Consider the following 21,388-nt stretch of genomic DNA (forward strand, 5'->3'; position numbering starts at 1 on the left):
TCATATTTGTTACTAATACAGAGGCAATGAAGTTGAACGTACAATTACGTTTGACGTTATTGCGTAGTAAACGAACCCTAACTAGTACACTGGTAGGGTTACATACAGGGACTATTTTATGAGATTTTTGCAAACAATTCTTACCCGCAGCGGCAGCCAATTTTTCACTGCTCACGTACGACTAAGTAAGCTACTAGATGCCACTGACTGAGATTCTCAATCCGAAAGTCAATTACCATAAATAGTTAAAAATTCAATTAATCGTACAAACTATTCAGTTAAACCATTATTTAAACAGCAAGTCACCGTCGATTTTATTAAAAGTAAGTTGATTTAGTGCTTTAAAGCCCTCGGTTTTAAAAAATTTGGAGTGCTCTTTACGTGTAACAAAAACAGCCATGCCTGTTGCTGTTGAATTTGACTTTACAAGGTCATCTAACCCTCTTAATAAATATCGCCCTAGTCCTTGGCCATGAAAGTGTGGATCGACCGCTATAAATGCTAAAAAGTAATAATTACCCTGCTCTTTTAATGCATCACGTATAGTTTTTTCTTTTTCTATTAATTGGTTAGTTTGCAAAAAACCAGCACTGAGCATAAGTTTTAAACGCCAATGCCAATAGCGCTCTGGCTGCAATTGGCTATTAGACTCAAATACACACGCTACCGCTTTTAATCTTCCATTACGGTACAAGCCTATTAAAGGCTGTTTTTCTTGCCAAAAGGAACTAAGCTCTTCGCGAACAAGTGAACGAAGCTTTTTTTCGTAGGCGGATTTGTTATTGTCGTCATAATTAAGCAGCGTTTGCAACATAGGATCGTCATGATAAGCCTGGTAAATAAGGCTCGCAGCAATACTTAGATCTTCTGCGGCTAAATGCTGTACGCTAAAAGTGTCTGTTGGTGTGTCTGTGGTCATCCTACTTCCTCTTTCGCTAAGTTTTTAAATATGCCTAATTACCAGTTAACTATATACCTAAAGTGAAAAAAGCGTCAATTCAGCTAGAGTTTAGCTAGCCAAGCTTATAATCGTACTCCAACGTTGGATAAATCTAATATTGAGTATATTAATTCTATGAGCGACTTAACGAGGTCAATTTTTACTGAGGCTGGTTAAAAGGCGCATTTAATAAATTGTTATCATTACATGGAGCTATATTATGGATACAACAAAGCACGACATAAACACCTTATTTGCACAGCTTGGTTTACCAAATTCTGAAGAGCAAATTGATGATTTTATTGCCAACCACAAGCTCGACGACACGACATTACTTCAAAACGCCCCTTTTTGGGATGAAGCACAGCAGCACTTCCTAACGGAGTCACTTGAAGAAGATGGTGCCTGGAGCGAAGTAATTGATGAGCTTGATGTAAGAATTAGACAAAGTAACTAATCGTATTTGGCACATTAATTAATGTGCCCTCCCCTATTTATTGCTAACATAGCATCCGCGCAGCCTACGTGCTGCGCATTTATATATTAAAGAGTTATTACCTAATGAATTCAGTTGTATTTGATGCAATTAAAGTCCTTCTTGAGGAAGGCAAAACTCCCACTGTTGCACTTACTAAAGGCCGTTTAGCACAATCAGTGCCTATGCCTATGATAATTGCCGCAGTAAGTCAGTATAAGAATAACCCTGAATCTATTCATAACTTAATGAAGAACCCACAGCAAACCAGCGATAACGAACCTAAAACTAGTCAACTAGATAGAATTGAGCAAAAGCTTGATAGGTTACTCGCTTTGCTAGAGCAAAAATAATTTGAGAGTATAAATGTTCGTTGTTGATTTAACATTTGATTGCTACCAAGACACTACCCTAGAACAAGCCGAACAAGCAATAAACCGCTTAGTAAATGCCCTGCGTTTTAATGGCCAAATAATGGGGGAAGAATTCCCAACCGTGTTAAAAGACGGTTACTTCATCACCCGTGTAATGTGCCCTACAGAGGATGCCATGCATCCTCTAAATAATAGCCCGTTTGTAAAACACAGTATTGAGCTACTTAATACTGCTGGTTTGCTTGCCCCTAAAGTTAAAATTATCGGCCAGGATATTCATTCAAACGGAGCTGATTGCTGTAAGGAGCCATCAAGCTATATCTTGTACACAACTTATGTGCACACCTGTAGCCCGCTTTATTGTGGTGATGACTTTTTGCCCGTGCCACTATTTAATATACCCGCTATAGCCAATGGCGATTATAAAACGCTAATTAAGTGGCAAGAAGATTGGCAAGCATGCGATCAAATACAGATTAATGGCGCAACACGCTGTGAGTTTCCTGCTCTTGAAGAAATATCGAGTACACAAAGCGATTTATATCGTCGTGGAAAAGACATAACTAAGCGCATTAGTTTTTTAACTAAAAAGCCAGTTTACTATTACTTATACCGTGTTGGCGGTGTTGATAAAGCCTCTGAACTTGAACGTAAATGCCCTGGCTGTAATAGTGATTGGAAACTAGATGAGCCTTGGTTTGGGCTGTTTGATTTTAGATGTGAGCCGTGCGGATTAGTCTCTAATGTGTCGTGGGATTTTCAGTAGCCACTACTAATGCGTTTTTAAAATCAGCTTAGTGGTAACGCTAAGCTGATTTATTAATTACATTTTAAACTTTAAGCGCTTTTAAAAACGATTCTAAATTTGGTGCAAGTACATGGTGCGTTTTTTTGCCGACATGCTCTAAACAAACTTCCCCAGTATGAATTAAAACACTGACTAATAAATCGTCTTGATCTGTTAAGCCTATAAACACTGTTTCTGGCTGCTTTAACTTTCTTTTCATTAAAACATGACCTGTTATGTTTTGTTGTAGCATGTCGAAGTCATCACTATTCCAAGCTTGTAATAGCTCAACTTGATGACCATCAATACTTGCCAAAATACTTCCACCGTACATATGGCCATAAAGCTCGCTAAGCGCTTTTGGAAACTCAAGCCCTAATGCCTTAGCTAAATCGTTTAATGAGCCTGCTGGCTGCTGGCGTACGCCTTGCCATTGAATATTGCCTTGTTCGTCAACCTCTCCAAGCTCAGAGGGGCTCGGCCATTGCTCATCATGCGCTATAAGTGGATATTTAGCGGCTTTTTTAAAGGTATTTTCGCTAAATTTATGGTGAAGTTGTTCTAAAAGCAATGCAACAGACATACTGTGAAACTCAATTAAATTAGATATAATGTTCCTATTGTAACTATTTAAGAGCAAACATGACAGATTACAACAATTCTCCAGACCTTAAAGGCAGTGTATTAGGGCAATCTACTGAGTATGTAGACAACTATACGCCAAGCTTGCTTTTCCCTATTGCGCGCAAGCTAAATCGTGATGCTCTAAATATTGATGAAGCCGAGCTGCCATTTAAAGGCCAAGATATTTGGACAGGTTACGAACTTTCGTGGTTAAACGCTAAAGGTAAACCGCAAGTTGCAGTGGCTTTATTTACCTTTGAATGTCAAAGCAGCCATATTATTGAGTCTAAATCGTTCAAGCTTTATCTAAATAGCTTTAATCAAACTCGCTTTAGTAGTAATGAAGTGGTTAAGCAGCATTTAATTGACGATTTATCGAATGCTGTTAATAGCCCTGTAAAAGTAACGCTATACAGCCCAGATGATTACAGTTGCCTGCCTTGCACTGCGCTTCCTGGTGAGTGTATTGATGATTTAGACATCGAGATAGATAATTACGACATTGACGCTTACTCTCTAAAAGCACAAAGTGACACTGTAGTTACAGAAACACTTCATAGCCACTTACTTAAATCAAATTGTTTAATAACCTCTCAGCCTGATTGGGCGAGCATTATTATTAGATATACAGGCGAGAAAATATGTCGTGAATCGCTACTGCGTTACTTAATATCGTTTAGGACGCATAATGAGTTTCATGAGCAATGTGTAGAGCGTATTTATAGTGACTTAACCACGCAATTAAACATTAAAGAACTTGAAGTGTACGCACGTTATACACGCCGAGGTGGGTTAGACATTAACCCATACCGTTCAACGCACTATAATGATACACCGTTTGCCGTTAAGATTAATCGTCAGTAAATACCCTAAACACTAAAGTACAAACATTAAAAAAGGAGCTTAAGCTCCTTTTTTAATGTTTGTGTTACTCTAATCAATACGCTTTGTTGGTATAGGCATCGCACATACATCCACATAATTGTAAGACTGCACAAACCATGGCTCAATACGGTTTTTACGAGCATTAATGAGTTGTGTGAACGATACAGAATCTGTTTTCATTACTTTAAATACACTTTTATCGTTTTTAACATCAGCCAATACTTGCACATTTGTTATGGGGTTAAATGCAACACCATCGGTTGGTGTGCGCTGCAAGCGGTTAAAATGCTCCATACCTTCAAGTACTCGGCCAAACACTGTAATGTTTTTATCGAGGTAACGCGGCCCTTGTCCTATGGTTACAAAAAACTCTGTGCTTGCACTGTCGGTATCGTTCCCGCGCGCCATTGCAAATACCCCATTACAATGAACTTGCCAGGTTTGTGTATGTGTTTGATTTTGCGCTACTGCAAAACCATTTAAAAATCCCGTTACAGGCGCGTAACCATCGCCCTTTAACGCGGTAATTTTAAGAGGTTGAATCGTTTCTAAATAAAACTCTGCAGGTACTGTTTTATTAGCTGTTTGTATTTTTTTATTACCTGAACCGTCGCCGCCCTGCGCTACAAAACCTTCAACGAAACGATAAACACTGGTGTTTTTATAAAACCCCTCCCGCGCTAATTGTTTTATATGCGCGGTATGTTTAGGCGCAAGTAAAGGATTGAGCTCAATATAAGCTGAGCCTGTGGGCAGCGTTATTTTTAAAATATTTTGTGTGCTTACCGTTTGCCATTCGTCTGCTTTAGCATTTTTTAATACATCACTTGCGCTTACAGCTAATGCTACATCTTGAGTGGGTTTGGCATGCTGAGCACATCCCGATAATGCTGCAATACATGCCGTTAAATATAACGCTTTCATATAATCCTTATAATACAAAGTTTAGGCTTAATCCCAGTCAAACTTATATAGCACATCTACGTTTTGATATAATCCACTGGTTATCTCTATATATAACTGTGAGAGCAATTGATACCGTACAGCCACTTCACTTAAAGAATCAAATACGCCTACACTGTACTTTACCTGTAAGCTTGGTGCTATATAGCCTGATATTTCTACTTTGGTACTATCACCACTGCCTGACGAACTTAAGCTAACATCAGAAAGACCAAACGTTTCGCCCACTTTAGAGACCACGCCTTCACTTCGGCTAACACCTTGAGAAAGCAGTAATTGTGTAAGCATTGCATCACTAGATGACCCCTCGCCATCCCCTAATGGTTGCCCGTTAAGTAAATACGCCAAAGCTTGCGCTTGATCCATCGCGGGCTCAGAAAACACTTTAAGTGTTGGTTGTTCAACATTACCCGTTAATGTAACCCCTGCAATTACATCATTAGCGGTGTTATCTGGGTTACGTATTGCTTTAATATTTAAGTATGGCTGCTCAATTGAGCCGCTAAAACCGACTTGCCCAGTACTTATTATTAAATCTTGGCCAAATGCTAAATAGGTACCATCTATCAAGTTAAGTTCGCCGGTGGCAATTATAGGCGCACCTTGGCTCATTTTAATCGCTAAATCCCCTGCCACTTTAGACTCTAACCCGAACGACTCTACTTTTACGTCATTTTTAACAATCACTTTTAAGTTTATGTCGTAATCAAAAGGCACCTTTTCTGTCTCTTGTGTTTGTTGGTCAACAATAATTTCATCGTCACTTACTTGTACCGCTCCCTCTGGAAGCTCTTCAATCATTATACGACCATACGGTACAACCACTTCCCCCGCTAGCTTAAGTGCATTATTAGCTAACCCTATTTTTAAGTCGGGTGATACTTTAAATGTAACGCCTTGTTGTGCCCTTACAAAAAACTGCTCTCCCGCTACATCAACGTTTACTGCTGGTTGCTCACCTTGCCAATCAACATCGCCAGTTAGCTTTACTTTACCACCTTGATTGTCGTTTAGATTGCCCTCTATTGTGGCAGTCGTTTTATCAAACACTATGTTTATATTAGATTTTTGTAGCGCAATAGGGAGCTGCTCGCCCTCAAGGTTGATATCGTTTACGTTAAGCTCGCCGTTTAATAATGGGTCTTGTAACGTACCCGCAAGTGCTACTTTACCGCTAATATCACCTTTTAATTCCTCTAGGGTTTCTAAAAATGGCTGCAAGTCTGAAAGCAATATTTTTTCAATATTAACACTACCATTAAGCGCTTGCGTATTTTGTATGTCATCAATATTAATTTGTGCATTAATTTTACCTAAAACGCTTGATTCTAAATTAGCTTTGAGCTGCCCTGTTTGAGAGTCTGAAAAGGCACTCACACTAAGAGTTTCTATAGGTAATTTAAATCGGTCCTCTTCTGAAGTTAATATTGCGGTTAAATCTTTGGAGTTTATATTCGTACGCAGTGTTTTAAGCGCACCGCTTTGCCAATTAAGTGCCACGTCGCCTGTTAAATCACCACGAGTATGGATATCTTTTGGCAGAAAGTGTTTAAGCTCTTCAAGCGCTAACTTATTTAACGTCGCATTTAACTGGCCAAGCTCTTTAGTTTGGGCAAGCGTGTTTATACAAAGCTCACTTTGCTCAGAAGCCCAACAGTGTGCACTTACATCAAAATCACCATTTTGAGAGTTAAACATTACGGCAATATTTTTAGTGTTGCTAAAACTGAGCTTTTTATCACCAAGCGTTACATTACTAAGCTCACCATTCCACGTGGCATTATTGATTTTGCCATTTAGTTCAAGTTCAACACTGCCCTGCACGGCATCTACCGATGCAATAAGCTGATGATCTGTTTTATCTCCAGTTGCATCAATTTTTACGCTATTTATTTTTTGATCAGCCACCAGCGCAGAGCCAACACTCACGGATAAGTTTGTTTGCCAATCCGCACTAGTATCTAGTTGCCCCTTTACGTTAAATTTATTGACGTTGATTTCATTGTAAATAAAACTATCTAGCATTAAAGCCAAATCAACTGAAGGCGTTAACCTCTCACCTCTCACTTTTAAATTGGCGTTGCCGTTGGCAATAAATGGCATGTTTGTCTCTTCATTACTTTTAAGCGTTATTTTACCGTCAACTTTCCAGGTATCATCAACCTGACCACTGAGTACTAATTTATTAGTGCCGCTACTTAAATAAAGGCTATCGATATTGGCTTTTAATGCATCATCAAGCTGAAAGTTTGACGCAAACTCAAGGGGTACCTCGTTTAGTAATCCGCTTAACTTAGTATCATCCATTTTTAGTTGCCACGAGCCGGCTTCAGCGGTAAATGCCCCCTTAAACTGTCCTGAAATGTCACTGGTTGCAGCATCCGTGAAATACTGTGCTTTTAAGTGTGCAAGCGTACCGTTAAAACTCGTTTTAATGCCCTGTTGCCAATCAACATTAGCTTTTATGATTGCGCTACTTTCGTTAGCTTTAATACTTAATGTTTTAAGCGTGGCTTGAGTTAAACTTCCTGATAGCTGAGTATTAAGATCAACAGCCGGATAAGCACCTAATTGGCTGTTAGCCTGCAAATTGAGTTGGTAGTCATCGGCGTTACCATTTGCGTTAAGGCTTACATTTTTAACTTTAAGTTCGTTACTTTGCGCATCAATAAGCCATTGGTTGATTTTTCCGCTTAGTTCAAATGGGTAATTTTTTTGCTTTAAATTAGCGTTCGCGGTTAACGTGAGCGGATACTGTCCTCTCGTTTCTAAATTTAAATTTAAGTCAGCTAAATCACCGTTTAACTGTAAATTTGCTTGGTGTGCATCACTTTGCAAAGTTACTTGGCCTTTTACAGGTAAGTTACCTGCAAGCTTTGCATTTAATTGGGTATTAAGCTGCCATTGCTCATATGTGGCTGAAAGCGCCTGCAAATTAATAGCTGCGTCTTCTACACTTAATAGCAGAGAAATGTTTTCGATATTATGCTGTGCTTCGCCCTGCTCAATTGTCACTTTTGCAATATCAAAAGCCTCAATGGCTAAATCAATGGGTGATGTAAATTCAATATCAGGAAGTGCTGGCAATTGTGTAAGTGGGGCTTTGCTTTGAGCCGTTTGTGCATTATTAGGTTGTTCTTGCTCTTTTAAAGCAACAAGTATACTGGGAATATTTAAGCTCTTTACTGTGAGTTTTGAACCTTCAGCTTTAGCTGATAATTTAAAATTATTAACGTTCACATCTGCACTAGGATGGTTTAATGTAAAATCATTCACCGCTATATTTTTTAATGAAACATTAAAGGGTAAGGTGATTTTTTCAAGAGGCTCAGAGGGTGCTTCATCCTGCGACTCGACTGTTTTTGGCAAGGTTAATTTTATAGATTTAGCGCTTAAGTTTTCAATACAAATGCCATCACATTGCCACCAAAATAAATCTATTTTTAGTTGCTGCGCATTAAAATCTAAACCGTTATTTTCAAAACGAACATTAAAAGCATCGTTATAAATAAAGCGACCATTTTTAATCTCAATATGTAGCCCATCGACTGCTTTGTTTGCACTGTAGGCAATGAATTGATTACCCGGGGCTGTGAATAATAAACAAAATACGCTAACAAGCAGCGTGATTAATGTAGCACTTACGGCGGCTGTTATTTTTTTAAATACTGACATTAAATTTCTGGCCCTATGGTAATACTCAAGCGTGTACTTTTACTCTCTTTTGTTAATCCCCATGCATGGTCTATACGTACAGGGCCAACAGGTGTTAAATAACGAAAACCAAAACCAGCACCTACCTCAAAATCATCTGAAAAATCATTTGTAGCCGTACCGCCATCAACAAATAAAGCCGCGCGCCAATTTTGAGCAAATTGGTAGTTGTACTCTATTGTACTGGTTAGTAAGTATTTACCACCTATAAGGTCGCCATCATCATTTTCTGGCGAAATTGATTGGTATGCAAAGCCACGAACGCTTTGATCGCCGCCGGCGTAAAAGCGAAGTGAGTAAGGTACGTTTTCAATATCATCAACGAGCATTGCACCTACATTTGCTTTTAAAAACACCAAATGCTTATCTAAATAAGTACGTAGCCACGCATGTTGCATTTGTACTCTTACTAAATTAGTACTTGAGAGAACATCATCTAAGCCAAATTCAGCCGAAATCAACCACTGCTCTCCCCAATAAGGAGTTGTCCCGCCTTTTGATTTTTTACGAGCGTAACTAATACCCGGCATTAGCATTTCAGTACTTTCTTCAGGTTCATCACCAATACGGTAAGTTTCTTGATCTCTGCGCAAAAAAGCTGTGCGCACCCATTTGTTTTCGGTCAACCATTGACGCTGTAATTGGCCCGTTAGTATTTCGCTGTAGGTATCATTTGTGAGTTTATCTTCTAATTTGTAACCTACAGAGAACCGCCACAAGTCATCATTAGGATCGTCAACAGGAATGGTGTAAGCCATTGAAATATCTTGTTGCTTTTGCGCTACATTTAAATTCGTTTCTAGGTAATGGCCATCTTCAGTGATCCAGGGCTTGCTCCATTTAAAACGTATTTTTGGACCTAAATCAGTGCTGTATCCCCCCCCAACTTCATAGCTATTTGCTGGTTTGGGAAGAACATCAACTTTAATTGGTACCAAACCATTTTTACGCGCAGCAATATCAGCATACACGCGAACACTGGCAAAATAAGGTGTGCTTGATAAATCAAGATTATAATCAGCTATACGTGTTGATTTATAGGGTTGGTTTTGAGCAAATGGAGCCAAAGAACGTATGTATTTTTCAGCCGGAGTATTACTCGCAATTTCAATATCGCCAAATTTATAGCGCACACCTGTATTAACTACGAAGATAATAACGGCACTATTTTTTTGCACCGATACCTCTAATTTTCGTACTGGCCATTTAGCATCAAAATAACCAAGCTCTAAAAGCATCGATTCAATTTTTTTATGTGCGGAGTCGTATTGCCCGTGGTTTAAAATATCACCCTGTTTTAAGCTAATGTTATTTATTAGCGTTTGCAGCTGAGTATCGTCTTTGCCTTCACCATTTAAGGTAATATTAATTGCTTCAATACGCGTTGCAGGCCCGCGCTCAACCTCAACAATTAATTCGCCGTCATCGTCATCAAATATAACGTCAACAGACGGATTATAATAGCCCAGCGCCTTAATACTATTTTGTACTTGTTTTTGTGCATAACGACGAAGCGTACGCGTTGGTTTCTCGCCAATTAATTGCTTGAGGTAAAGCGCTACGTTATTTTCTAAATCACCGCTAATACCTTTAATATCATAATCTTCTATGACTTTTTCTGCTGCATAGCTGTTTGCCGAAATTAAGGCTCCCGCAATACACATACAGCGTAAAAACTTAATAAACAAGTAAATATCCTTACTTTAAATATCTTATACATAACTAGTCAACTACATGCATATTAGCATAGCCATAATGAGCAACACATTAACTTAGTGACAATCTATCGCGTAAATTTAACTTTGAATAAGTATCGGCATAATTAAAATTTGTACGCGTAATGACAATAATTTGGTTACAATAGCGTATACGTATACAAAATTAATTTTAAACGAGTTTTTAATGCAATTCCCTGATGATGATAACGGCCAACTTTTAGCCGAAATAGCCGATGCTGGCGTTGATTTAAATAAAATGCACCAAATCGATTTTTTCATTTTATTTGAGCAACAAGCCGATGCAGAAAAGTTTGCTAAAGAAATAATCTCTGATGCATTAGTTCAAAGCGCTGATGTTGAAAAATGCAAAGATACTGGCGTATGGGAAGTAATTACTCATGTTCAAATGGTGCCAGAGCACACACTATTAGGGCAAGCTGAGCAATATCTAGAAAGTATTGCTAATAGCTATAATGGTTATGGTGATGGCTGGGGATTAATGGACGAAGACGCCGCCTAACTTTTTAAAATCAGTTAAGCTTAACGGTTTAACTGATTTGCCTTTCTAAAGCCTCCCTTGTAGTCAAACAGTTTATCAGCCACTTTCCATCCATATTTTTTACTTTTGCGTGCAATAACAAAATCGGGTGGCACTAAATCATACTGCGCTTTGATTACCTGCTCTGCATTTTTAAAATTTATAGGTGTTTGTCCTTGCCCTACTCGCATACCAAATTGCTTATTAAATACAAACTGCCCACCTTTACTGGCAAGGTTATAAACTTCATCGCAGCTTGCGCCATCTTCATCAAAGTACGTTAACTTAATTAAATCGTCTTTAAGTTGAACCACTGATAACCCACTGCAGCGCAGTACTAACGCGTCTTTTAAATTAAGTGCGTTACGTAGCTTGTCGTCAGGGTCGGCCATTACTGCTCCGCAATCATGACATTTACGGGCTGCTATATCGTTTTGAGCGCCGCATTGGTCGCACTCTTTAAATCTAAAACGATAATCGCACTGCTCCTTGTTACCTTCATCATCTTCTAGAAGGCCTTGGCAGCGCCTGCCAAAATGCTCAACTACTTTGCCATCAGCATCGGTTTTTCCCCAAAAAATATTTGCAAACCCACAGCCTGGGCAAGGCACTTGTACAGGCTCGTTATCACTATCGCCTTTTTTATCGCCCACTTCAGGGTGAAATAAATTAAAACCATTTCCAGCATAGTCAATTACAAGGCAGTCGGTTTTTGATTCAGATAATCTCAACCCTCGCCCCACTATTTGCTGATATAAACTTACAGACTCTGTAGGTCTTAAAATTGCGATAAAGTCGACATGAGGTGCATCAAACCCAGTCGTTAAAACCGATATATTAACCAAGTATTTTAGCTGCTTTGCTTTAAACTGTTTTATAATTTTATCGCGTTCAGTATTAGGGGTATCGCCAGTTATTAGCGCACTTTGCTTTTGAGGTAAATAGCTTAAAATCTCTTGGGCGTGCATAACGGTAGCCGCAAAAATCATAACACCTTCACGCTCTTCACTATATTTTATTACTTGCTTTAATATAGCTTGCGTAGCACGTTCACTATTTTTTAAAAGTGCATTCATATCGTCAGTCGTATATTGCCCAAATGCATTAGACTCTAAAGACGAAAAATCATAATGACTAATTGCTGCGTCAACTTCATTTGGCGGTGTTAAATAATTATGTTTGATCATATACCTGAGCGGCAACTCAAATATACAACTTTTAAATGGGCTTTCTTTCGTGCCTTTAACAAAACCATGGTAATGATGGTGATATATCCACCCCATTCCTAATCTATAAGGTGTAGCCGTTAAACCCAATACTTTTAAATGAGGGTTATACTCTTTTAGAGCGTTTATAACTTTACCGTATTGGCTTTTTTTATCACCATTGACTCTGTGGCATTCATCTATAATGAGTAAAGAATAATGCTCATTTAATTTTTTTAAATTTCTTGATAAAGATTGCACGCTCGCAAAAGTTACTTGATGATTTAAAGATTTCTCTTTTAAGCCTGCTGAGAATATACTCGCCTCTAAACCAAAACTTTTATATTTTTGTGAGTTTTGCTCTACTAGCTCTTTAACGTGTGCAAGCACTAATATTTTTTGCTTAGCTATTCGCGCAAGTTCAGCTATTACGAGACTTTTCCCTGCACCTGTGGGGAGTACAATAACAGCGGGGTCGTTTGTCGCTCTAAAATGTAAAACAGTGCGCTCTACTGCTTCTTGTTGGTAAGGTCTTAATGTATAGCTCATAGGAAAAGTTGGATTTGAGTGAGGATTACTCAGTAAATAAGGACTAAAACTATTAAGGTTCAGTTATAACAGTCGGTAGGAAACAAAAGAGAAGCAATGTATCTCTTTTGTACTTTTAAGCTAAGTGCTTTTGTAAATCAACACCTTCAAATGCTTTTGGACGGCGCCCACGGCCAGTCCATTCAATGAATTCACCGTCAACTTCAATGCGATACTTAGCTTTAACTTTAGTTCGCTTATCGGCTGCGCCATCTTGTAAATCTTCTAACGTAAGTCCTTTTTCTTTTAAAAGATCCAACACTTCCTGTTTAGCTTGTAGCTGCTCAGTATATTTTGCAATTGCATCACTAATTAATTGTTGTGCTTTTTCAAGCTCTGTTAACGATGCAGTTTTAACAAAAGATCGGACTTCTTTCATTTATATCTCGCTAAATTATATGGTTAGACTTATTTTAAATAACCTTGTAAGTATAAGCTTAATTTCAAAAATAGGCTACGAGAAGAAAGTGCTAGCTATCATTTAATTTAATATTTCACACCATATTAAAAAATATTTAATGCTTTGAAACCAAAATGAAAGTGTTGAAATAATGTGGAGCATAAGTTTAATTTCTCATATTTATTATATTGAACTAAAAAAATTAATACTTCATCAACTTGTATAAATTCACTCTGCCTATTTTATGCCCCGTCCTGAAATAGGTTGGCGGTTTTGTGAAAGACTTGGTGCGAAAGCGCCAGGTCTTTTTTATGCACTTGATTTGATGTTTTCATATCCAAAGTTAAGTCCGGTCGCATTTCATTGTATATAAGTATCGATTCTTCAACGAGCTGTTTTAAATCTGTCATGTTGCGACATTCATACAGTAAAAACTCTTGCTTTAATATCCCGTTAATATTCTCTGCTATGCGTTTTGATAACAGTCATACCCATCGGTCATCGATGGCCTAATCCCCTCTTTTAATTGCGCATTTGATATACTTCAGAACAATACTGTAAGCCTCTATCTGAGTGATGAATGGCATTACGTTTATATATGCGTTGCTTAATCGTCATTTCTAATGCTTTGACTACATCGGTTGCTTTAATTTCATTACTCAGCCCATAACCCATTATTTTTCGATTATAAACATCATTGGCTAACGATAGGTAATGCACGCCTTGCGCTGACTGTACGTATGTAATGTCACTAACGAAGACTTCCTCGGCTGCAGTAGGCGTGTATTCTCTTAGTAAATTGGGATGCTTGCGCATCCGATAAAGCTTTGGACTTCCCACCAATACGAGGCATGGATAGCCTCCAATATATCACTAATTCCTTGACTGACTTCAACGCTTTATTGCGAGCATATATTCTACACATAGCTTGATAGTAACCTTGTCGTGTTATGCCATACGCACGACATAACTGAGTAAGCTTTACTTGCTGTTTTTCTTTTGTGCGTGTGATAGCTCGGATATGTACTTTTTCGTAAGCCTGCTCCGTACTCTTCATCCATTATATTAATCATCTCATCTTTGATTAAATCCTTTAGACGTAAGTTTTCTATTTCACGATCTAAACGTTTAATTATTTGTGCTGGGGCTTCTTTCAGTTTAGGCATGTTGGCTATATAAGTTGGTTTCGAGCAATCTAATTTACCCTATTTTCGCAGCCATACCAGAACGGTACTACGACCTTGAATACCGTAATGACTTTGTACTTGTTTATACGTGAAGTCGCCTTTTTCTACTTGCTCTACAATGGATAATTTAAAGCCTAATGTATAGTCGCGTTGAGTACGCTTAACGTCTTTAGTTTTAGTGGTTTTCATAAAATAAGTCCTGAAATGTGTAAAAACATTTCAGGACGAGACAATAGTAATAAAAAAGCCTACTGAAGTTCAGTAGGCTTTTTATTATAAATTTAGTTTATAAAGTTAGCTAATCTTAAAAACGTAAATTCAAGCCTAAATTAAAGCGTCTGCCATATACATCAAAAAACTCACCATCATCATAAGTCTCTGGATTTCTTGGCGGTGTGATATCAAATAAGTTAGAAATACCTAATCTAACCTCTATCATTTCACTTACGTTATAACGTCCATTTAATGACCATTCCGTATAAGAAGGAACATCATTGTAATTATTATTTTCAATAGTCCACTCTCTATCTTGAACTGTAGAATGACGGTATTTACCAATCATACCAATATATAAATCATCATAAGTATAACCAAGCGTTAAATTACCCTGCCAACGTGGATATCTTACCTCACCGACTGTAGGTGTAGGCTCATACCCATCACTTGAAACATCTGTATTAAACTCTCTGTGCTCTAAGTAACTCGCAAGTAAACGAACATTAAATAATCCGTAGCTTGATTCATATTTATAAGTACCTTCTAAATCAACCCCTTTTAAAGCATAAGACGCCAAGTTATATGGGCCATTTCGGACTTCAGATATATCAAGGGTTATAGGATCTCGGTCTACCAAGTCACAAGCACTATTATCTAAGCTTGAAGCTTCATAACAGTCATCAACCACGCGCTGTGCACCAAGAGAGTTAATTGCGTCTTCAACATCAAAGCTCCAGTAATCCGCAATTAAAGTGATGTTTTCTGTAGGTGTGTATATAACACCAAACAAAGTATCATCAGACGTCTCTTCTTGAAGATTTGGATTCCCTGAATTCACACTTGGTGGAGTAACACTTCTCCAATCATCAGATGGTCTCCAGTCTCCAACTGTAGTACCTGGGTTAGGAATACCGGCAGCTTGACAGTTAGCAATTAAATTTGCTTTCTTACTATCAGTCGCTGTAGATATATTCGTTTGATCACATGGGTCACCGTAAGATGCAAACGACTGGGTACCGGCCGAATATAGTTGAGACAATGATGGAGCACGTACTGACTTAGATTTTGTACCACGGAATCGAAGTTGATCATTCATCGCATAGTTAAAACCAACCTTCCACGCTACATTATCACCTACCGAAGAATAATCCATGTAACGCGCAGCTAATTCCAAGCTCAGTGAGTCAACAAATGGCGCATCAACTAATAATGGAACTGACATTTCTACACCAATCTCATCAACAGTAAACTCACCATCCCAAGCTTTAACGAAATTACCAAATACTAAGTTATTTTGCATAGCCGCACCAGGTTCGTTTGAACCCGTTTCTTTACGATGCTCGGCACTTAAAGCAAAAGATACACCGCCCGCAGGCATATCAAATGCATAACCTGAAATAACCCCACCAATAACCTGCTGTTGCTTAACTTTCGAAATAGAAGCCGACGTAGTTACATAATCAAGCGCTTCTTGAGAGGCTCCATTTAGACCAAACAAGCTTAATGCCTGACAACCGTCGAGAGCACCAACAAGTGTTCCATCAGAATCACGATCCGCACAACGAATTGCGCCATCAATTTCAACCGCATCTATTGCCTTATTAAAATTTTCTGATAGGAATTCACCATTCCATGTTGTATCGTTTTTATTACGTCCATAACTAAAATAAACTTCGTAATCAAATTCATCAAGTAACAAACCCTGAAATGAAAGTGTCGTATTTAGCGTTGTGCGATCATCTTCATAAGTACGATTACCAAATCCCGAAGCTAACTTATAAATTGTAACTGAGTCTTGACCTGCCTCATCTAATTGTGCTTTAGCATCTGGATGTAAAAATGCATTATCAGAGCGAATTGATTCCGCAAGGAAAATTGGGCTGCTTTCTGCGTATGCACTTGCTTTAGAAAAAGAGATTTCAAAGTTCATTGAATGATCATCAGCGTAATTATTCACAACGTTTGTAAAGACATTAAAACGATTTAGTGGAGTTGCTAAATCTTGATGTTCAATAAATTTATAGCCATTTGAAAAGCCATCACCGAAGTATCTTAGTTGATTATTCGGGGCAGGCCTTGTCACACCACCCACAGTAACAGGGCTAAATGCACCATTATCTTCAAATACAACATGTCCGTTAGGAAGAAAAGCATCACCTGCGCGATCATAATAACCTAATGTTTGTAGCCCAGCATACTCACCTGTAGCTAAAATATTCTGTGGTATACCATCGTCATCAGAAACATTGTCAGGGTTAAGCATTCCAGAAACTGGGTTACGTAAAAAATCACGATCCTGTGCTTCTAATTGCTCAGTTTCAGAATATGATAAACTAGTGATGAAACTAATCTTGTCGTCTTCACCACCAAATGTGAATGAAAAAGACTCTTCTTCACCGCCGCTTTGCTCGGTAATAGATTTTTTGTAGTTAAAATCAATTGTATCCTGCGACTTTTTCAGGATTATATTAACTACACCCGCTATAGCATCAGAGCCATACACCGCAGAGGCGCCACCATGAACGATATCCATTCGTTCAATCATCTCTGTTGGAATACCATTTAAATCAACTGCAGGATTATCCACTGAAGCACCAACGTATCGACGACCGTTAACTAGTACTAGAGTACGACCTTCTCCAAGTTGGCGTAAGTCAGTGGTATTTATACCAGCACCGAAAATAGTGTTTGTTGTCGTTGTTGGTGCTGAGCCTACACCCGATGAAGGTAATTTTTGTAATAAGTCAGATACATTTGTAATACCTGCATTAGATAGTTCTTCGCCCGTAATTGTGGTTACGGGAGTAGGTGACACTTCTGAAAAACGTTTAATACGCGAACCAGTCACTTCTATACGTTCAACTTTTTCAGCGCCCTCATCTTCAGCTGCGAAAGTGTTTGCTGTAAAAGCTACTGTAGAAGCTGCGCCAAAAGCAATCGCTAAGCGAACAGCTTTTGAAACCTTATTATTTAACATGTGATTCTCCCTAGAATTCTATTTTTATTTTTACTTTAAAATGTAATGTAATATAATTAATCACATTAACAATTCCGACTCGAATAGTAATTTCTCACAACTAAAAGGTCAACACCTCGCTAACCAAATAAATACATCCATTTACAATCACTTAAAAACAGTTAATTAACACGTTACAGTTTTTAAATTAAATGGATATACAGGTAAGTGAAACAATGCTTGGTTTGATGTATACTAAAGACCTTCCGATTGGATTAATAAAAGTTATTATTTTTTATTCTAGGCACGGCATAAATGAGGAGTTGTAATGCTTAGTAGATAAGGTATTGTTGTTATTTTTAATGGATTAAAAGTAGATCATATCTAATGTTAATTAAAGCTAAAAGTTAGCCCTAACTCATTGAGATAATATTATAATACCTTAGGTATGGCGTAAAGCTGGGAAGTTGATTGCTTGAATCAAGTGGGTTTACAATTAAGATTACCTCATAATCATCTAAACTTTAAAAGCTCAGGTAAACCCTCTATCACTTAATTTCTATCTTGGTAAATGTTACCTCTTTTGTTGATTTCCCTCATAGCTTCTTGGTTTTTTTTGCGTATTTCCTCTGCTAATTCTTTTGACATGCATGTACGCTTTTTAATATTACTACCCGTTACTGCTTTTTTTTCACATACCATATTTTCATTACTACTCAGAGAGTCATCACTTAGCGAACTACAACCAGATGATAATAGTAAGCTGACAGTAATTATAATTAGTTTATTCATTTTGTTCCCGTAAAAATAAAAGCGCTAATAAAGTATTAGCGCTTTAAAATTATTTATATTTTATTTAGAACTTTGCGTTAAGAGTCAAGAAAATATGACGACCAGTCGTGTTGTAGGTACGAGGGTCAGTATTATCATTAAAACCTGTTGCTGCATACGGAGGATCTTCATCAAGCAAGTTATTGATACCAACAGTAGCTGTGTAATTATCAAGGAAGTAACTAAAGCGTACATTATGAATTACTTGTGAATCAACCGTTCTAATAACATCATAAGAATCAAGAACACCGCCAATATTCACGGCCTCTGTTCTAAATGACGAATTAACATCTGCTAAATCTTCTGGATCAATATTTGTAAAGTTCTCTTCAACTTCACCAATATAACGCAGAGCATAAGTCGCAGACCAGTTTTCTTGACTTAAAGAAACATTAAGGTTTGTTTTCCACTCAGGGAAGTTACCATCTCCACTATTTCTTCGGTAGTAACCAGCATTTTGAAGTGTTGAACCATCAGCTTGGGTTATTGTATAGTCATCATAATAAGTTGCATCTAAACTTGCTGATAATGAACCGATTGATGTATCAGTTGCGTACGCAACGTTAAAATCATACCCTGATGATTCAACACCACCCACATTTATGTTTCTGTTATCAATGTCACTTGAGTTACCAGCTAGAATACCTGATGTATACCGAGTGATTTGATCACAGTAAGTACCGCTTTCAGCACATTTGTTTAGAATGAGCTGCTCACCTACAGAGCTGATTGCATTTTCTAATTCAATATCCCAGTAATCGATTGTGAAGGATAAACCGTCAACGAACTCTGGGCTATAAACAACACCAACAGTGAAAATATCTGCTTCTTCTGGTTGTAAATCTGGATTACCACCTAAAGTAGAAGATAATTGATCACCGATAGGCTCAAAACCAGCTGCTGGGACGCCATCAGCTATACAGAACGATGTTGGATTTGTAGCACATGGGTCTGAAACTTCAGGACTATTATCTGATGCACCAGAGAACAAGTCAGAAGTTGATGGTGCTCTAAATGCAGTAGACGAAGTTCCGCGGAACATAAGACCATCCATAGGAGACCATTTAATACCTACTTTATGATTTGTAGTATCACCAAAAGTATCATAATCAGAATAACGAATAGCTAGATCTAGCTCAAGAACCTTAGCAAAAGGCGCATCGTAAAGTAGTGGTACGTTAAACTCAGCATAAGCCTCATCGACTGTATAACTACCTGACGTCTCTTGACGGCTAGAACCAGATGTAATTCCTAGCGCTATTAGTGCATCAGGGAAGTCACCACCTTTTTCTTCGCGGTGTTCAAGACCAAAAGCCATACCTAAACTACCTGCTGGTAATTCAAATGCACTACCAAATACACTACCGCTAATAATTTGCTGCTCATTTGAACCAAAGTCATGTGCTTCAAACGAAATAAAGTCCAGCATTTCTTGAGTAACTTGGGTATCAGTTCCTGGGATACCAAATACATTTAATGATGTACAACCAGGAATTGGGTTGTCTACTGTCCCACAAACAATACTGCCGTCAACATCTTGAAATGAAGGTCCTACAGCTTGTGACACTTTTTCAAAATTTACTCCACCTTCACGCTTTGTTGTAGAATCACTAGAGCCGAATATATATGAAACTTCATAGCCCCAATCATCGTTGATATCGCCTTCAAAACCAACAACTGCACGAACTGTATCTACACGAAATTGGGTATCTCGACCGCCAGTTTCGACCATACGACGGCGCCAATCAGAAATTTCAACTGAGTTACCATTTCTGTCTTTAGGGCCAAATTGCTGATTATAATAGTTATCAGCAGAGTAATTAGCATCAGTTACACCAAAAAATGCTAAAGGTGCAAGCGGTAAAGGGGCAAGTTTTGTATCTGAGATACGACGGTTTAAGCTAACTTCCGAGAAAAAACGAACATGGTCAGAAAACTCATAATTGCTTTGAACAAACACACCGTAACGTTCTGCAGGGGTTAAGTGAAAGTTTACGGGTGCGAAATTATAAGTGTCTTTATCCCAATCCCAACAGTCGTAGCCGGTTGGGTTAGAGAAATCGCTTGGATCAGATTGGCCGGGGCCATTAGCTGCACCATGAGTAAAAGATGAACAGTCTTCGCCAGCAATAGAACCATCTATACCGTTGTAACGACCCCATGGTGGAGCAGAAGAACCACCTTTAGTAAGCTCACCTGTGTGATCCATATCTAAAGAAAATTTAGACCAATCTCTATCACCTGAAGACTGCGACCCCTGCTGAACGTAATATGCACTCGCTACCACGCTGCCTTTATCACTTGTTAAACCCACTGTAAAATCATAGCTTTTTGTTTCACCATCACCTCCGTGTGTAGAGGCATCATAGCTTGCTGTTGCTTCAAAGCCTTCAAAATCGTCACGCGTGATCACGTTAACTACACCGCCGATAGCATCTGAACCATAAATTGCAGAAGCACCATCCTTTAGGATTTCAACACGCTTGATAATTGCGGTAGGGATTGTGCTTAAATCTACAGATGAGTTAGCACCACTACCCGACGCAACCATCCTGCGGCCATTTAATAATACTAAGGTTCTTGATGAACCTAAACCACGTAAAGATACACGAACCGCGCCTGAGCCCCCGTTGTTAACAGAGGCATTAGTACCAGCACCAGCAACTGAAGGGATCTCTTGAAGGATATCACCAACATTACCTATGCCTGAAGCGACTAAATCATCGCGTGATAGTATTTGTACTGGATTTGCGCCTTCCATATCAGTTCTTTTAATGCGCGAACCAGTTACTTCAATTCTTTCTACTTTTTCAGCGCCTTCAGCAGCCATAGCACTAGCAGAGAAGGCAGCGGTTGAAGCTGCTCCAAAAGCGAGTGCAACACGCACAGCTTTTGCTACTTGATTGTTTAACATTTGATTCTCCCTGGTGTCACTACTTATGAGTAGTGACTATTATTTAATTATTTTTAAGGTTACATAAATTTAA

The 21,388-nt window shown here is 38.4% G+C and carries 15 protein-coding genes and 1 pseudogene; 5 read left to right on the forward strand and 11 right to left on the reverse strand.

The genetic code is table 11. The features are described from left to right. Window positions 1-286 precede the first annotated feature (286 nt). Complete coding sequence (locus tag J8L71_RS11255; protein WP_211000612.1) at window positions 287-919, reverse strand: GNAT family N-acetyltransferase; 633 nt, start codon at window positions 917-919, stop codon at window positions 287-289. 241 nt (window positions 920-1,160) lie between these two features. Here J8L71_RS11255 and J8L71_RS11260 point away from each other — a divergent pair, with 241 nt between their 5' ends. The 3 genes from J8L71_RS11260 to J8L71_RS11270 all read left to right on the forward strand — a co-directional run bounded on the left by J8L71_RS11260 (window position 1,161) and on the right by J8L71_RS11270 (window position 2,555). Then, on the forward strand, window positions 1,161-1,397 hold the full coding sequence (locus tag J8L71_RS11260; RefSeq protein WP_211000613.1) for a DUF2789 domain-containing protein: 237 nt from the start codon (window positions 1,161-1,163) through the stop codon (window positions 1,395-1,397). A 104-nt stretch (window positions 1,398-1,501) separates the two neighbouring features. Continuing rightward, on the forward strand, window positions 1,502-1,768 hold the full coding sequence (locus tag J8L71_RS11265) for a hypothetical protein (protein ID WP_211000614.1): 267 nt from the start codon (window positions 1,502-1,504) through the stop codon (window positions 1,766-1,768). A 13-nt stretch (window positions 1,769-1,781) separates the two neighbouring features. After that, window positions 1,782-2,555, forward strand: a complete 774-nt coding sequence (locus J8L71_RS11270; protein ID WP_211000615.1) for a Zn-ribbon-containing protein — start codon at window positions 1,782-1,784, stop codon at window positions 2,553-2,555. A 64-nt stretch (window positions 2,556-2,619) separates the two neighbouring features. Here J8L71_RS11270 and syd read toward each other — a convergent pair whose 3' ends face one another. Next, window positions 2,620-3,159 (reverse strand): SecY-interacting protein, encoded by a 540-nt coding sequence (syd, locus tag J8L71_RS11275; protein ID WP_211000616.1) that lies wholly within the window; start codon window positions 3,157-3,159, stop codon window positions 2,620-2,622. A gap of 59 nt (window positions 3,160-3,218) precedes the next feature. Here syd and queF point away from each other — a divergent pair, with 59 nt between their 5' ends. Further along, a complete protein-coding gene (queF, locus tag J8L71_RS11280; RefSeq protein WP_211000617.1) occupies window positions 3,219-4,064 on the forward strand; it encodes an NADPH-dependent 7-cyano-7-deazaguanine reductase QueF in 846 nt (281 codons plus the stop codon). Between the two features lie 69 nt (window positions 4,065-4,133). Here the strand turns inward: queF and J8L71_RS11285 are convergent, their stop codons facing one another. Genes J8L71_RS11285 through J8L71_RS11295 form a run of 3 tightly spaced genes read right to left on the reverse strand, consistent with a single transcriptional unit; the run spans window position 4,134 to window position 10,450 of the window. Continuing rightward, window positions 4,134-5,009, reverse strand: a complete 876-nt coding sequence (locus J8L71_RS11285) for a peptidylprolyl isomerase (RefSeq protein WP_211000618.1) — start codon at window positions 5,007-5,009, stop codon at window positions 4,134-4,136. Between the two features lie 27 nt (window positions 5,010-5,036). Then, complete coding sequence (locus J8L71_RS11290) at window positions 5,037-8,723, reverse strand: translocation/assembly module TamB domain-containing protein (protein ID WP_211000619.1); 3,687 nt, start codon at window positions 8,721-8,723, stop codon at window positions 5,037-5,039. Continuing rightward, window positions 8,723-10,450 (reverse strand): autotransporter assembly complex family protein, encoded by a 1,728-nt coding sequence (locus J8L71_RS11295; RefSeq protein ID WP_211000620.1) that lies wholly within the window; start codon window positions 10,448-10,450, stop codon window positions 8,723-8,725. Before J8L71_RS11295 ends, J8L71_RS11290 begins: the two co-directional genes overlap by 1 nt. Window positions 10,451-10,664: 214 nt before the next feature. Here J8L71_RS11295 and J8L71_RS11300 point away from each other — a divergent pair, with 214 nt between their 5' ends. Beyond that, complete coding sequence (locus J8L71_RS11300; RefSeq protein ID WP_211000621.1) at window positions 10,665-11,000, forward strand: ribonuclease E inhibitor RraB; 336 nt, start codon at window positions 10,665-10,667, stop codon at window positions 10,998-11,000. 20 nt (window positions 11,001-11,020) lie between these two features. Here the strand turns inward: J8L71_RS11300 and J8L71_RS11305 are convergent, their stop codons facing one another. The 6 genes and pseudogenes from J8L71_RS11305 to J8L71_RS11330 form a co-directional block, all read right to left on the reverse strand. Further along, a complete protein-coding gene (locus tag J8L71_RS11305; protein WP_211000622.1) occupies window positions 11,021-12,772 on the reverse strand; it encodes a DEAD/DEAH box helicase in 1,752 nt (583 codons plus the stop codon). 115 nt (window positions 12,773-12,887) lie between these two features. Continuing rightward, window positions 12,888-13,190, reverse strand: a complete 303-nt coding sequence (locus tag J8L71_RS11310) for an H-NS histone family protein (RefSeq protein ID WP_211000623.1) — start codon at window positions 13,188-13,190, stop codon at window positions 12,888-12,890. A 263-nt stretch (window positions 13,191-13,453) separates the two neighbouring features. Next, window positions 13,454-14,587: pseudogene (locus J8L71_RS11315) on the reverse strand (IS3 family transposase). A gap of 115 nt (window positions 14,588-14,702) precedes the next feature. Continuing rightward, window positions 14,703-17,591, reverse strand: coding sequence for a TonB-dependent receptor (locus J8L71_RS11320; RefSeq protein ID WP_211000624.1), 2,889 nt, complete (start codon window positions 17,589-17,591; stop codon window positions 14,703-14,705). A 531-nt stretch (window positions 17,592-18,122) separates the two neighbouring features. Next, a complete protein-coding gene (locus tag J8L71_RS11325; protein WP_211000625.1) occupies window positions 18,123-18,362 on the reverse strand; it encodes a hypothetical protein in 240 nt (79 codons plus the stop codon). Window positions 18,363-18,426: 64 nt separating this feature from the next. Beyond that, entirely contained in the window at window positions 18,427-21,315 is a 2,889-nt protein-coding gene (locus tag J8L71_RS11330) for a TonB-dependent receptor (protein WP_211000626.1), read from the reverse strand. Between the last annotated feature and the right edge of the window lie 73 nt (window positions 21,316-21,388).

This window comes from Pseudoalteromonas sp. MMG007, assembly GCF_018100985.1.
Taxonomy (GTDB): domain Bacteria; phylum Pseudomonadota; class Gammaproteobacteria; order Enterobacterales; family Alteromonadaceae; genus Pseudoalteromonas.

Coding starts and splice junctions, on each gene's coding strand:
- J8L71_RS11255 (WP_211000612.1), bottom strand. CDS start 919: ATGACCACAGACACACCAACAGACACTTTTAGCGTACAGCATTTAGCC.
- J8L71_RS11260 (WP_211000613.1), top strand. CDS start 1,161: ATGGATACAACAAAGCACGACATAAACACCTTATTTGCACAGCTTGGT.
- J8L71_RS11265 (WP_211000614.1), top strand. CDS start 1,502: ATGAATTCAGTTGTATTTGATGCAATTAAAGTCCTTCTTGAGGAAGGC.
- J8L71_RS11270 (WP_211000615.1), top strand. CDS start 1,782: ATGTTCGTTGTTGATTTAACATTTGATTGCTACCAAGACACTACCCTA.
- syd (WP_211000616.1), bottom strand. CDS start 3,159: ATGTCTGTTGCATTGCTTTTAGAACAACTTCACCATAAATTTAGCGAA.
- queF (WP_211000617.1), top strand. CDS start 3,219: ATGACAGATTACAACAATTCTCCAGACCTTAAAGGCAGTGTATTAGGG.
- J8L71_RS11285 (WP_211000618.1), bottom strand. CDS start 5,009: ATGAAAGCGTTATATTTAACGGCATGTATTGCAGCATTATCGGGATGT.
- J8L71_RS11290 (WP_211000619.1), bottom strand. CDS start 8,723: ATGTCAGTATTTAAAAAAATAACAGCCGCCGTAAGTGCTACATTAATC.
- J8L71_RS11300 (WP_211000621.1), top strand. CDS start 10,665: ATGCAATTCCCTGATGATGATAACGGCCAACTTTTAGCCGAAATAGCC.
- J8L71_RS11305 (WP_211000622.1), bottom strand. CDS start 12,772: ATGAGCTATACATTAAGACCTTACCAACAAGAAGCAGTAGAGCGCACT.
- J8L71_RS11310 (WP_211000623.1), bottom strand. CDS start 13,190: ATGAAAGAAGTCCGATCTTTTGTTAAAACTGCATCGTTAACAGAGCTT.
- J8L71_RS11320 (WP_211000624.1), bottom strand. CDS start 17,591: ATGTTAAATAATAAGGTTTCAAAAGCTGTTCGCTTAGCGATTGCTTTT.
- J8L71_RS11325 (WP_211000625.1), bottom strand. CDS start 18,362: ATGAATAAACTAATTATAATTACTGTCAGCTTACTATTATCATCTGGT.
- J8L71_RS11330 (WP_211000626.1), bottom strand. CDS start 21,315: ATGTTAAACAATCAAGTAGCAAAAGCTGTGCGTGTTGCACTCGCTTTT.